Source organism: Blastococcus sp. CT_GayMR19 (assembly GCF_004570385.1).
Classification (GTDB): domain Bacteria; phylum Actinomycetota; class Actinomycetes; order Mycobacteriales; family Geodermatophilaceae; genus Blastococcus_B.
The window spans coordinates 196,971-209,865 of sequence record NZ_SPQL01000008.1; the positions used below are offsets into that span (position 1 = coordinate 196,971).

11 protein-coding genes are annotated in these 12,895 nt (G+C 73.5%); 3 read left to right on the top strand and 8 right to left on the bottom strand.

The window, feature by feature from the left end:
- Positions 1 to 6 precede the first annotated feature (6 nt).
- The 8 genes from E4P39_RS13265 to E4P39_RS13300 form a co-directional block, all read right to left on the bottom strand.
- The gene (locus E4P39_RS13265; protein WP_135137048.1) at positions 7 to 900 is read right to left on the bottom strand and encodes an NAD(P)-dependent oxidoreductase; all 894 of its coding nucleotides are present in this window, start codon (positions 898 to 900) and stop codon (positions 7 to 9) included.
- Positions 897 to 1,580 carry a dimethylmenaquinone methyltransferase gene (locus E4P39_RS13270; RefSeq protein WP_135137049.1) on the bottom strand — a complete coding sequence of 228 codons (684 nt, stop codon included), beginning with the start codon at positions 1,578 to 1,580 and terminating at the stop codon, positions 897 to 899. The genes E4P39_RS13265 and E4P39_RS13270 overlap by 4 nt, the downstream gene beginning before the upstream one ends.
- Positions 1,581 to 1,617: 37 nt before the next feature.
- Positions 1,618 to 2,874, bottom strand: a complete 1,257-nt coding sequence (locus E4P39_RS13275; protein WP_135137050.1) for an MFS transporter — start codon at positions 2,872 to 2,874, stop codon at positions 1,618 to 1,620.
- Entirely contained in the window at positions 2,867 to 5,074 is a 2,208-nt protein-coding gene (locus tag E4P39_RS13280; protein ID WP_167761844.1) for an Ldh family oxidoreductase, read from the bottom strand. Before E4P39_RS13280 ends, E4P39_RS13275 begins: the two co-directional genes overlap by 8 nt.
- Entirely contained in the window at positions 5,071 to 5,910 is an 840-nt protein-coding gene (locus E4P39_RS13285; protein ID WP_135137052.1) for a DUF6282 family protein, read from the bottom strand. The genes E4P39_RS13280 and E4P39_RS13285 overlap by 4 nt, the downstream gene beginning before the upstream one ends.
- 30 nt (positions 5,911 to 5,940) lie before the next feature.
- Positions 5,941 to 8,190, bottom strand: a complete 2,250-nt coding sequence (locus E4P39_RS13290; protein WP_135137053.1) for a TRAP transporter fused permease subunit — start codon at positions 8,188 to 8,190, stop codon at positions 5,941 to 5,943.
- Positions 8,187 to 8,597: a YggN family protein gene (locus E4P39_RS13295; RefSeq protein WP_245159807.1), complete on the bottom strand. Its 411-nt coding sequence runs from the start codon at positions 8,595 to 8,597 to the stop codon at positions 8,187 to 8,189. The genes E4P39_RS13290 and E4P39_RS13295 overlap by 4 nt, the downstream gene beginning before the upstream one ends.
- A 191-nt stretch (positions 8,598 to 8,788) precedes the next feature.
- Positions 8,789 to 9,808 carry a TAXI family TRAP transporter solute-binding subunit gene (locus E4P39_RS13300; RefSeq protein ID WP_135137055.1) on the bottom strand — a complete coding sequence of 340 codons (1,020 nt, stop codon included), beginning with the start codon at positions 9,806 to 9,808 and terminating at the stop codon, positions 8,789 to 8,791.
- 206 nt (positions 9,809 to 10,014) lie between these two features.
- On the opposite strand from E4P39_RS13300, the gene E4P39_RS13305 reads away from it, so the two are divergent.
- Genes E4P39_RS13305 through E4P39_RS13315 form a run of 3 tightly spaced genes read left to right on the top strand, consistent with a single transcriptional unit; the run spans position 10,015 to position 12,893 of the window.
- Positions 10,015 to 10,743, top strand: coding sequence for a GntR family transcriptional regulator (locus E4P39_RS13305; RefSeq protein WP_135137056.1), 729 nt, complete (start codon positions 10,015 to 10,017; stop codon positions 10,741 to 10,743).
- A 46-nt stretch (positions 10,744 to 10,789) separates the two neighbouring features.
- On the top strand, positions 10,790 to 11,545 hold the full coding sequence (locus tag E4P39_RS13310; RefSeq protein WP_135137057.1) for an SDR family NAD(P)-dependent oxidoreductase: 756 nt from the start codon (positions 10,790 to 10,792) through the stop codon (positions 11,543 to 11,545).
- Between the two features lie 13 nt (positions 11,546 to 11,558).
- Positions 11,559 to 12,893 (top strand): MFS transporter, encoded by a 1,335-nt coding sequence (locus E4P39_RS13315; protein WP_245159808.1) that lies wholly within the window; start codon positions 11,559 to 11,561, stop codon positions 12,891 to 12,893.
- The last annotated feature ends 2 nt before the right edge of the window (positions 12,894 to 12,895 follow it).

The following is a 12,895-nucleotide window of genomic DNA, read 5'->3' on the forward strand; positions in this document are numbered from 1 at the left end:
TCCGGGTCAGCCGGGTGGGGCGCCCGGCAGGGTGCCGAGGATCTCCAGGGCGGCGTGCAGGGTCGGGGGCACCACGCCGGGCTCCGCACCCGCAGCGGCCAGCCCCCGCGCATCCTGCTCGTAGCGGGCGACGATCCCGTCGGACAGCAGCGGCGGGACACCGGTGCCGGCCACCGTGTCCCGGGACATGCGCACCTCGACCTGCCTGCGGCCGGCGTGCCCGACGTGGGTGGTGACCAGCATCGTGGCGAAGTCGCGGGCCGAGTAGCGGTCCAGCGTCTCCTCGATCATGGCCAGCAGTGGCTCCACGACCCCGCGCTCCCGGGCGGCGAGCAGGGCCTCGACCCACAGCCCCTCCATGCCCTTGATGACGACGCTGCGCAGCATCTTCAACGCCGCGGCGGCACCGATCTCCTCCCCGACGACGGCGGCGTTGAGGCCGGCGCCGTTCAGCAGGTCCGCCGCCTCGGCGGCGTCCGGACCGGCGAGCGAGATCGGGATGCGCTGGGCGTCCAGCTGGATGCCCCCGCCGGTCATGACGCCGTCGACCACCCGGGCGCCCGGGAGCGAGGCGGCGACCTCCTGCTTGTCGCCGGGCGCGGTGGAGTTCAGGTCGACGTAGAGGACACCGTCGGCCGCGTGCGGCGCGAACCCCCGGGCCGCGGGAACCGCCGTCGCCGGCGTGACCAGGGAGACGACGACGTCGCGATCGGCGAACTCCGCGAGGTCGTCGACGGGGGTCGCGCCGGCGGCGACGACCGCCTCGCGCACCGCCGCGCCCCGCGCCGGGTCGAGCAGCATCCGGTCGTGCACCGCGAGGTCCACCCCCGACGCGGCCAGCGCCCCGCCGATGATCCGGCCGGCCTCCCCGAAGCCGATCAGTCCCCAGCGCCGGCTCATCGGGGTCCCTCCCCGACCACGTGCACCTCGGACAGCGCCCGCAGCACCCACGCCCGGTCGAACGTGCCCGCGGCGATCTGCGCGAACTGCTCCTCCTCGTCGCGCAGGCGTGCCTGCCCGACGGCCACCACCTCCGCCGCCCGCTCGTGCGGGAGGACGACGACGCCGTCGCCGTCCCCCACGACGACGTCGCCGGAGCGGACCACCGTGCCGCCGGCCTGCACCGGCCCGTGCACCTCACCGGGCCCGTCCTTGTAGGGGCCGAGGTGGTTGATGCCGAGCGCGAACACCGGGATCGGTCCCGCCGCGAGGCCCTCGGCGTCCCGGACGGCACCGTCGACCACGAGCGCGGCCAGCCCGCAGGTGACGGCGTAGCGCCCCATGATCTCGCCGAGCAGCGCCCGCTCCTGGGACCCGCCCCCGTCGACCACGAGCACGTCCCCGGGCACGGCGAGGTCCAGGGCCCGGTGCACCACGAGGTTGTCCCCGGGCCGGGTGCGGACGGTCAGGGCCGGGCCGGCCACCCGGGGCCAGCGGCCACCGGGCACCCAGTGGACGCCACGGACGCCGCCCACCCGCTCCATGCTGTCGGACAGGATGCTGGTCGGCAGGTCCCGGCACTGCTCGAGCAGGGCCGGATCCGGTCGGGGGCCGGGCGGGTACAGCCGGCAGGTGCTCATGAAGGCCTTCTTCCTCGCGTCGGGGTGGAGGTACGGATCAGGTGGGCGCCTGGATGCCGGCGCCCTGGACCGGGGGGCGACGCCACAGCCCGGCGATCGGGAGCCCGCGGGCGCGCCGCACCATCCGGCGGCTGACCCGGATGGTGACGGCGGCGAGCAGGCTCAGGACGGCGGCGGTCAGCCAGGCCGCGGTGTAGGAGAAGGTCTGGGCGACGATCCCGAAGAACAGCGGTCCGGTCGCCGCACCGAGGGAGAGACCGGTCTGCACGAAGCCGGTGACCGAGGCTGCCGCGGCGCGGTTGTCCTTGATGACCGCGAAGTGGAACAGGCCCGTCCAGGCCCAGCCCATGACGTAGGCGAGGACCGAGCCCGCGACCACCATCGGCACCTCGCCGGTGGCCAGCAGCCCGTAGCCGATCGCCCCGCCGGCGAGCAGGTTCGCGATGAAGAGGTAGCGGCTGCGCTCGGCGTGCCGGTCGGCCAGCAGGCCGAACCCGACCCGGCTGACGATGCCGAGGACGGAGCAGGCGGCGAACAGCAGACCCGCCGTCCCCGGCGCCACACCTGAGGACACCGCGGAGTCGACGAGGAAGACGCCGGTCGGCGTGGCGGCCGCCGAGCCGAGGAAACCGCCCAGCGTCAGCACGACCAGGCCACCGCGCGGCAGTCCTTTGTCGGGCTCCCCGGTCTCGGCCGCACGAGCCGGGCCGGGGGCGTCCCGCCTGCTGACCTGCGACCAGATCAGCAGCGCGACCGCCAGGGCCACCGCGGCGGCCACGGCCCAGCGCCAGCCGAACACCAGCGCGATGCCCGGCACTGCCAGCCCGCCGAGCAGCGTCGCCGCCGGGATCGACGACTGCTTGATGCCGAACGCCACGCCCAGGCGCTGCTCGGTCACGAACTCCGAGATGCCGAGGTTGGCCGACGGCTGCGCCACCGCGTTGCCCAGGCCGCCGATGGCGAGGCCGGCCATCAGCCACACCGGCGACTGCGCGAGCATCACCGCGGTCAGCGAGAGGATCGACAGGACCGCGGCCAGCGCCGTCCCCTTCCGCGCCCCCAGCCGCTGCACCAGCCGGCCGCCCGGCCGCGCGCACAGCCCGGAGACCCCGAAGAGGGTCGCCGCCGCGAAGCCGAACAGGCCGAGGCCCACATCCAGGTCGGCCCGGATCTGCACGGCCAGGGCACCGGTCAGGAACGCGGGCAGGACGCCGAGCACAGAGACCGCGACGGCCTGCAGCGTGGCCCGGATCGTCGTCGACCGGGCCGTGCGCCCCGGCCGCGGATCAGGCACGGCCGGCGGTCTCCAGCGGCCGGCCCACCTGTCGGCCCAGCGCGACCAGGGCCCGGTGCGTCTCCCGGTCCAGCGGCACGCCCTCGGCCCGGCGCAGCGCCCGCTCGGCCGCCGAGCGCTGGCCCGGCGTCCGGACCGGCAGGTCCGCCTCCACCGGGTCGAGCGCCCGCAGCTCGGCCAGCATCCGCTGCGTCTCGGCCTGCATGCGCGCCGGGTCGCCGAGACGCGCCGGGTCGAGGACGACGACGAGGTGGCTGGTCCGCGGCGGACCGGTCGCCGCCCGGGCGGTGAGGTTGCCCACGCCCGGTCCCATGGGCCCACCCGCGAGCACGGCGGTGAGCAGCTCGACCAGCAGCGCCAGGCCGTAGCCCTTGTGGCTCGAGCGCTCGCGGTCGCTGCCCAGCGGGAGCAGCGCGCCCTTGCCGGGGTAGACGGCGCTCGGGTCGGTGGTCGGCTGTCCCTCTGGGGTCAGGCCCCACCCCAGCGGGATCGATTTGCCCAGCCGCAGCGCGATCTCGAACTTGCCGCCGGCGACCGCGGAGGTCGCCATGTCGAACACCATCGGCTCCTCCCCCGCCACCGGCATGCCGAGCGCCAGCGGGTTGGTGCCGAACCAGGGACGGGTGGCCCCGGTGGGCGCGACGACGGGCCCGGTGTTGGTGGCGGCCAGGCCGACCAGCCCGAGCTTCGCGGCGTCGTAGACGTAGGAGCCGCTCGCGCCGTGGTGGCTGCTGCCCCGCACGTTGACCCAGCCGACGCCGAATCGCCGCGCCCGCTCGACCGCCTCCCCGAGCGCCAGCGTGGTGACCGGGTGGCCGAGCAGGTCGTGCCCGTCGATCAGCGCGACGGCACCGCCGTCGGAGTGCACGGTCGCCTCGCCGTCCGCGGCGATGACCCCGGCGCCGATCAGCGTGACGTAGGCCGGCAGCCGGGCGATGCCGTGCGAGTCGATGCCGGACAGGTCGGCGTAGCCGAGCACCCGCGCGACGTCGCGGGCGTACGCGGGGCGGACGCCGACGGCTTCCAGCACGCCGACCGTCCACGACTCCAGGACGTCGGCCGGCACCCGGACCTCCGGCTCGTGCAGCACCTGCACCGCCTCGACCCCTGCGGGCTCGACCCGTGCGTCCTCGGCGTGCGCGCCCGACTCGAAGGCGGCGAGCACGGCGTCGGCGACCTCCGTCGTGGCGGCCGGCGCGACGCCCTCCGGGACGAGGTCGTAGGTCCACGGCCCCTGGTGCAGCACGGTGTGCGTGGCCGCCCGCAACCGGTCGCCCAGCGCGCGGGTCTCGTCGAAGTGCTGCAGCAGCGCGACCAGTGCGAGGAACCCGCCGAGGGGGTCCACCCGGCCGAGGCCCGCCCGGCGGGGCGCCGAGCCGTGGGCCGGCTCGAACAACCCCTGGCATCGCCCCTGCACCGGCGGGCCGGGGTGGATCGACGCCGAGCCGCAGAGCGCCGGCGACCCCGCGCGGCCGGCGGCGAGGTCGCTGAGGATGTCGCCGAGCAGCCCCTCGGTGACGATCACCGCCGGAACCTCGGCTCCCGAGCCGAGTTCGAAGGCGGCGCGGTCGACGTAGCGGTGCTCGACCGGCACGCCCCGTGCGCGTGCGACCGCCTCGGCGGTCTGCCGCCACAGCCGTCCGGTCGCGTAGAGGTTGGCCTTGTCGACCGACACCAGCCCGCCGCCACCAGAGCCGGGAGGGCGCTGCTGCAGACGGTCGACGCCCAGCTCGACCACCTCGGCGATGCGCTCCGGCGTCAGCCGCAGCACGTCGACCGCCTCCCCGCCGTCCTGGGAGTACGTGCGGTCGGCCGGCCCGGTGCCGTAGGAGCCGCCGATCAGGTTGCGGACCACGGTGAGGTCGCTGTGCTCGTCGACCGGGATGTCGCGCACCGAGATGCGCAGGTCGTAGCGCGCCCGGAGCCGGTGCAGCGCCACCTCGGGCCGCGGGCAGACCTCCGGCGGCACCGTGGGGTCCTCGCCCACCGCGCCGAGCAGGATCGCGTCCGCGTCGTCGCAGGCGGCGAGCGTCTCCTCCGGAAGGACCCCTCCGGTCGCGGCGGCAGCTCGCGCACCCACCGGCCAGGGCCCGGTCACCTCGAGCAGCCCCCGGTCGGCCAGCCCGCGGAGGAGCCGCGACGGGCCCTCGAGAACCTCCTCCCCGACGCCGTCGCCGGGGAGGAGCGCGATCCGGATCACCGCTGCACCAGCCGCCGGCCGACGGTGGTCATGATCAGCTCGGTGTCGGACTCCCCCACACACCGTTCGAGGTCGGCCAGCCAGCCGGGGAGGGCCTGTTCCATCGTCGGGTAGTGGGCGTGCCCGAGATCGCCCCCGAAGGCCAGCATGTCGTGGGGGTAGACGTCCCCGAGCGTCGTCGACGGCGGACCGTCCGTGGTCAGGATGTCGGGCAGGATGCCGAGCTCGAGCACCACGCCGAGCTGGGCGAACTCCGGCGCGGCGGCGTCGTCCCACTGCAGGAACGGCATCCGGGGGTGGTTGAGCAGCATCCGCGTCACGCCGGCCGCCGTCGCCGCGCGGAACAGCACCAGCGACTGCGCGCAGGTCAGGTGACCCGAGGCCAGGACCAGGTCGTGCGCGGCGACGACGTCGAGGACGTCCTGCCACGCGGGGAGGAGCGCGCCGGCGTCGTCGAGCACGTCCACCTGCCGGAACGCCAGCCCCTTGTGCACCGACAGCTCCGGGTTGGCGGCCGACGCGATGTGGGCGGGTGCCGAGACCGTCGGCATCCACACCACCCGCCCGCCGAGACGCGCGGCCACCTCGACGGCGTCGGGGTTCGCGCCCCCCACGGGCGAGTTGAGCACGATCCCGCCGGCGACCGTGACGCCGGCGGCCGCGCTCCGCTGCCCCGCGAGCACCGCGCGCTCGACCGTCGAGCCCTCGTGCGCCTTGAGCACCGCGAAGTCGACGCCGACCGACCCGTGTGCGCCCAGCACCTCGTGGTCGAAGCCGTGCCGCTCCACCAGGCTGGGCGCGCCGTGGACGTGCAGGTCGGCGACTCCCGAGATCACGACCTCGCCCGCTGCGGTCCGGCCGCCACGTCAGCGGCCCTGGTTCCGGTCGGTCGGCGAGGAGTCCTCGGCGGCGGTGCTGGCCGCGCCGGTCGTGGGGGTGGTCGCGGTGGGCGTGGTCGCGGTGGGCGTGGTCACGGCAGCGGTGTCCGCTGCCGGTTCCCCGTCCGGCGCCGACCCGTTCCCCCCCGATCCCTTCTTGAGTCCGATCAGGTGCACGACGACACCGGCGGCCAGGAAGGCGGCACCGATCCCGATCCAGAGCGGCTCCATCACCAGCAACGCGACCGCCGCGGCCAGGAACAGCACCCGCTCCGGGATCTTCGCGGGACCGAGCAGCCACGACCCGGTGACCACGGCCAGCGCGCTGACGGCGAAGACCGAGGTGACGAAGGCGATCAGGACGGTGGTCACGCCGCCCTCGAAGAGCAGGCCCACGCCGTTCTCCGACAGCACGAAGATGAAGGGCACCAGGAAGGCCGGGAGCGTGTACTTCCACGTCAGCCACATCGTCTTCACCGGTTTGCCGCCGGTGATGGCCGCGGCCGCGAACGGGGACAGCGCCGTCGGCGGCGAGACCTCGCTGAGGACGGCGTAGTAGAAGATGAACATCGCCGAGGCGAACGGCTCGACGCCGACCTGCTGCAGCGCCGGCGAGATGACGACGAACGAGATGATGAAGCTCGCCGTCACCGGGACCGCGAGCCCGAGCAGCACGACCACCGCGGCCGACAGGACCGCCGTGAAGACGAGGCTGCCGCCGGCGAGGTCGACGATGATGCCGGCCAGCCGCAGCGCCAGCCCGGTCAGGGTCATGACGCCGACGATGATGCCGGCGACGGCCATCACCGGGATGACCGAGAGCGCGCCGATGGCGCCCTCCCGGAGCGCGTGGAGCGCCCGCTTCGGGGTGATCCACTGGCGGCGGTCGAGGAAGCTCAGCAGGAACGCCAGCGCGGTGGCGTAGACGACGGCGCGGAACGGCGTGTAGCCGAGCACCATGAAGAAGACGATCGCCGCCAGCGAGCTGAAGTGGTACCCGAAGCGGAAGAGCAGCTTCCAGGGCGACTGGGTCTCCAGCTCGACGGTGTGGGTCTTGTGCCGGCGAGCGTCCATCTCGATCGCCAGGATGATCCCGAGGTAGTACAGGATCGTCGGGATCGTCGCCCAGACGAGGACCTCCAGGTAGGACACCTGGAGGAGCTCGGCGATGAGGAAGGCGGCCGCACCCAGCGTCGGGGGCGACAGGATCGCGCCGATGCCGGCGGCGGCCAGCACACCGCCGCCGTGCTCGGCCGGGTAGCCGGCCTTCTTCAGCAGCGGCCAGGCGATGCCACCGAGGGTGACGGTGGTCGCGACACCCGAGCCGGAGACGGTGCCGAGGAGGAACCCGGACAGGGTCACGGTCCGGCCCGGGCCGGCCGGCGACTGTCCGAACGCCGCGAAGGACAGGTCGATGAAGAACCGGGTCGCGCCGGACGCGGCGAGCACCGCGCCGTAGATCGTGAACAGGATGATGTAGGTGGCCGCCACGTCCAGCGGGGTGCCGAAGATGCCCTGCGTGCCCATGACGTTGTGCCCGATGAGCCGGGGCACGCCGAAGTCCGACGTCGTGAAGGGACGGGGCAGGCTCGAGCCGAAGTAGGCCGTGATCATGAAGCCGACGACGACGATGGGGACCAGGATCCCGACCGTCCGGCGCGCGGCCTCCAGGCACAGGAGCACCAGGCCGATGCCGATGATGAGGTCGAGGTCGGTCGGGACGACGGCCCGCCGGAAGAACGCCTGCCAGTCCGAGACGATGTAGACCGCCGGGACCAGCGACACGAGGGCGAGCGCCCAGTCCAGGACGTTGGGGTGGTCCGCGCCGCCCGCCGCCTTCGACTTCTCCGAGCGTCCCCAGCCGCGATAGGTGAGGAACGTCAGGAACAGACCCACGCTCAGGAAGCTCGGCAGGTACACCTGGCGCGGCATCGGGTTGAACACCCAGTACAGGGCGTACAGCGACAACCCGATGCCGAAGACCGCCGTGATCATGTACGGGATGCCCGACAGCACGCGCGCCGGCTTCTCCGCCTCGAACTCGGCGAGCAGTGCCTCCTCGTCGATCGCCGAGGCGTCGTCGAGCTTGGGGGCGTTCGGCGACTTGTCGAGGGTGGCGACGTCCACGATGCCCCCGGGGCGGTGGCCGGCGGAGTGGGCGAGGTGGTGCTGCCGGGCGTCGACCTCCTGCTGCTCGTCCTCGGGAGTTGACGCCCGCCTGAGACCTGGCAGCTTCATTTCGTCTCCTCGATTTCCAGCAGCACGGTCGGGTTGTCACTGACGACGCGTTTCCAGACAGGTACGGGTGGCGAGCCGGGCACCCAGAGCGTCCGCTCGCCGAGATCGGTGGCAGCGATGTTCAGGTCGTCGAAGACAGCGGGCCGCTCCGGGTCGGGGGCTGCCACGTAGGCCCGGCGGTCCCCGTCCGGGGCCGGGCGGGGTGCGCCCGGGACGGCGTAGTACTCCTCCAGCACCGCCGTCTGGTCGGCGGCGATCTCCACCAGTTCGAACCGGCCGTCCGGGTCCACCCGGTAGCGCTCCTCGGCGAGCGTTCCGTAGACGCTGTTGCGGTAGCTGACGGCGAACCGGTCACCGCGTAGCGGTACCCGCGCGATGAGCTGGCCGTCCGCTGCGCGCACGGTCACAGATTGCTCCCCGTTCCCGCTGGCGGCGACCGCTGATGCGAGGCCCGCGACGACCGTCGTGAGGACGAGCAGGACGACCAGCTGGAGCAGTCGGCCCGACGGCCGGCCCCTGCCCTCCGTGCTGCCGGGACCGGAGCGAACTCCGGCGCCCGGCAGCACGGCGACGTCCACGGACCTTCGGACCGGCCGGCTCAGCCGGCCGAGTCGAAGAAGGTCTGGGCGCCGGGGCAGGTCTCGATGAACGAGACCTCACCGGCTGTCGCCGGATCCAGCTCCTCGGCCGCGGGGTGCACGGTGATGAGCTGTTCCTTGTTCTCGAAGATCACGCGGGTGATGTCCTCCTGCAGCGACTCGTCCATGTCGGTGCGGACCACGAGGATGTTCGGCGAGACCACCTGGGGCGAGGCCTCGTCCTGACCCTCGTACGTGTTGGCCGGGATCTCCTCCTCGAAGTAGTAGTCGCCGTACTCCTCGGCCAGCTGTTCGGCGTACTCACCGGTCGGGATCAGGACCAGCTCGTCGGTGCTCGCCAGGTCGACGATCGCGCCGGTCGGCAGCCCGCCGGACCATGCGCCGGCGTCCACCGTGCCGTCCTGGATGGCGGCGACGGTCTCGGCGACGCCCAGCTGCGAGCGCTCGATGTCGGTCTGCGGGTCGAGGCCAGCCGCCTGCATGATGCGGTCGGCGGTGACCTCGGAGGCCGAGCCCACGGCACCGGGTGAGACCCGCTTGCCCTTCAGGTCCTCGATCGTCTCGATGCCGGTGTCGGCGGTCGTGAAGAAGTGGACGAAGTTGTTGTAGAGGTTGCCGAGGGAGCAGACGTCGATCGGCTCCGTGAAGGTGTTCTCGCCGTTGACGGCGTCGGAGACCACGTCGCCGAGGGCCAGCGCGAGCTGGGCCTGGTCCGACTCGAGCAGCTTCATGTTGTCGACCGAGGCGTTGGTCTCCTGCACGGTGACCACCACGCCGGGCAGTTCGGCGCTGATCACGTTCGCGATGCCGCCGCCGTAGGGGTAGTAGACGCCGCCGGTGCCACCCGTGGCGAAGGTGAGGTTCTCGTTGCGTTCCTCGGCTGCGGGCTCGCCGCCGCCGCCTCCGCCTTCGTCGGCGTCGCCTCCGCCACAGGCGGCGAGGAGGACGCTCGCGGCGACCCCCGCGGCGAGGAGCAGACGGGGTCGCTGCCGTGGGGCAACGGGTGAGCTGGAAGTCATCGTCGGCCTTCCTGGGAGTGCGTCCGGACCGCCGTGGGGCCACAGTCGGCATGCGCACCGTGGCACGCCATCCGCGCTCGTGCCGGTCGGGGCGGCTGAAGTTATGAACCAGTGACCGGAGTGAACCACTTCACACTTTTCGTTGTCTACTGTTTACGATGTTGGTAGCGAGGCAGGTCCGGTGCGAGCCGTGGAGGTCACTGACCGTGTCGGACGAGCAGCCCATCCGTGCCCTTCCCCTCCGCGAGCTGGTCCACGAGCGGCTGCAGGAGATGCTGATCAGCCGGGTCCTGGCCCCGGGTGACCACCTCGTGGAGGAACGGCTCGCCGCCCAGCTCGGGGTGAGCCGCGGCCCGGTGCGCGAGGCGCTGCAGCGGCTGCACCGCGACGGCTGGATCACGCTGCGGCCCCGCTACGGCGCCTTCGTGAACCAGCCCACGACGGAGCAGGTGCACGAGTTCTTCGAGGCCAGGGAACTGGTGGAGCGGTCCGCGGCCCGGCTCGCCGCCGAGCGGTGCACTCCGGAGGACGCCGCCGCGCTGGTGCGCATCTGTGACGAGGCGGACGAGGACCTGGGCCGGGGGGCCTCCCCCGAGCGGATGGGGGCCCACACGGCCCGCTTCCACCGCGGGGTGCTGGAGACCGCCCGCAACCACATCCTGCTCGAGTTCGGGGAGCAGCTCTCCCTCCGCAGCCGCTGGTTCTTCGCCCCGCTCGTCGCGACCCTCGCCCCGAAGGCCTGGATCGAGCACCGCGAGGTGGCCGGCCTGATCGCTGCCGGCGACGCCGACTCGGCCGCCCTGGCCATGCACGCGCACATCTCGATGTCGCGGGACGCCTACCTCGAGACGCGGGGCTCGGACCGACCGGACGCCGTCCTGCCGCCCGCTCCCAGATCGCCCGCTGCCGCGCCTCCGCACGTCGGCACACACTGAGCAGACCGTTCCGCCCACGCCCGCCCCACGTCGAACGAGGAGACCCATGGCCACGGATCAGGTAGTGCTGGTGACCGGCGCATCGAGCGGCATCGGGCGCGCGTGCGTCGATGCCTTCCTCGCGCAGGGCGCCCGCGTCATCGCGGCCGCCCGCCGCACGGAGCGCCTGCAGGAGCTGCAGGCGCAGCAGGACGGCGACGTCCTGCCGCTGGTGCTGGACGTGCGCGACCGGGCCCAGGTCAACGAGGTTCTCGGCTCCCTGCCCGACGAGTGGTCGCCGATCGACGTCCTGGTGAACAACGCCGGGCTCGCCCGGGGGAAGACCCCGCTGCACAAGGACGACCCCGACGACTGGGACCAGATGCTCGACACCAACGTGCGCGGGCTGCTGAACGTCTCCGGCGCGGTGCTGCCCGGGATGGTCGAGCGCGGCGCGGGTCACGTGATCAACATCGGGTCGAACGCCGGCCGGGAGGTCTATCCCGGCGGCACCGTCTACTGCGCGACGAAGGCCGCGGTCGAGCGGATCACCCGCGGCATGCGCATGGACCTGCTGGGCAGCGGCGTGAAGATCAGCGAGGTCGACCCCGGCATGGTGGAGACCGAGTTCTCCGTCGTCAGGTTCCACGGCGATGAAGCGGCGGCCGGCGCGGTGTACCAGGGCGTCACCCCGCTGCAGGCGGCCGACATCGCCAACGTCGTCACCTGGATCGCGAACCAGCCGCCGCACGTCGTGATCGCCGACGTCCTGGTCTATCCGCTCGACCAGGCCGGCTCGGGCAAGCTCGCCCGGCGTACCTGACCCCCCGCTGACCGTGGGCGGACGCCCCGGGTCGCGGGAGCGGCCGGTCGCCGTGCGCCGCCGGGAGTTCCCCGGCTGGCGCATGGTCTGGGCGCTCGCGGTCACCGAGACGGTCTCCTACGGCGTCCTGTACTACTCGTTCGCCGTCTTCCTCGTGCCGATGCGCGAGGAGCTCGGGGCGAGCACCGCCCAGCTGTCCGGTGCGCTCACGCTCGCCTTGGCGCTGACCGGCATCGGCGGCGTGGTGGTCGGCCGGTGGCTCGACCGGTTCGGTGCGCGCTGGGTGATGACGGCGGGCAGCCTGCTGGGTGCGGCGTCGGTGGTGGCCTGGTCGCAGGCGCACGGCCTGCTGCAGCTCTACGTCGCCTTCACCGGCATCGGGCTGGCCAGCGCCGCGGTCCTGTACGAGCCGGCCTACGCGGTCATCAACACGTGGTTCCGGCGTGACCGGCACAAGGCGCTGTTCACGCTCACCGTGGTGGCCGGGTTCGCCTCGACGATCTTCCTGCCGGCGTCCCAGCTCCTCATCGAGGTCGTCGGCTGGCGGCCGGCGCTGCTGGTCCTGGCCGGGGTCGTCGCCGCCTGTGCGCTGCCCCACGCGTTGCTGCTGCGCCGGTCGCCGGCCGACCTCGGCCTGGTGCCCGACGGTCGACCGGACGACGACCTCCTCCCGACCGCGGCGGCCGCGCCGCCCGATCCCGACGACGACGGCGACCTCTCCCCCTACCGCGGCCCCGGCGCGGCGTGGCGACGGCCGCCGGTCCGCTGGCTGACGCTGGCGAGCGCGCTGCAGATGATCTCGAACGCCGCGGTCGCGGTGTTCCTGGTCGCCTACCTGCTCGAGACGGGCGCGCCGCCCGGGCTGGCCGCGGTGGCCGCCGGCGGGCTGGGTGCCCTGTCCGTCACCGGGCGCGTGGTCCTCACCGTGCTCGCCGCGCGGCTCGGCATCGGGCATGTCACCGCGGCGATGGTGGCGGGGCAGGCCGTCGGCGTGGCGATGCTCTTCCTGCTGCCCCAGCCCGCGGCCACCGTGGTCTTCGTGCTCCTGTTCGGCGTGGGCTTCGGCGTGCTCAACATCTCGCGCCCGGTGCTGCTGGGCGCCTACGTGCCGGCCGGCGTCTTCGCCTCGGTGTCCGCCCACCAGGCGCTGGCCGGGCAGTTCGGCCGCGTCGTCGCACCGATCACCGCCGGCGCCCTGATCACCGGCTTCGGGTACGGCGCCGCGTTCACCGTGATCGCCGGCTGCGCCCTCGTCGCCGCCGTCCTGCTCGTGGCCTCGGAACGGGCGGCGGACGCCGACGATGGCCAAGATGGCCATTTTGGCCGGAGAGGGACGACGCGGGGGTGACC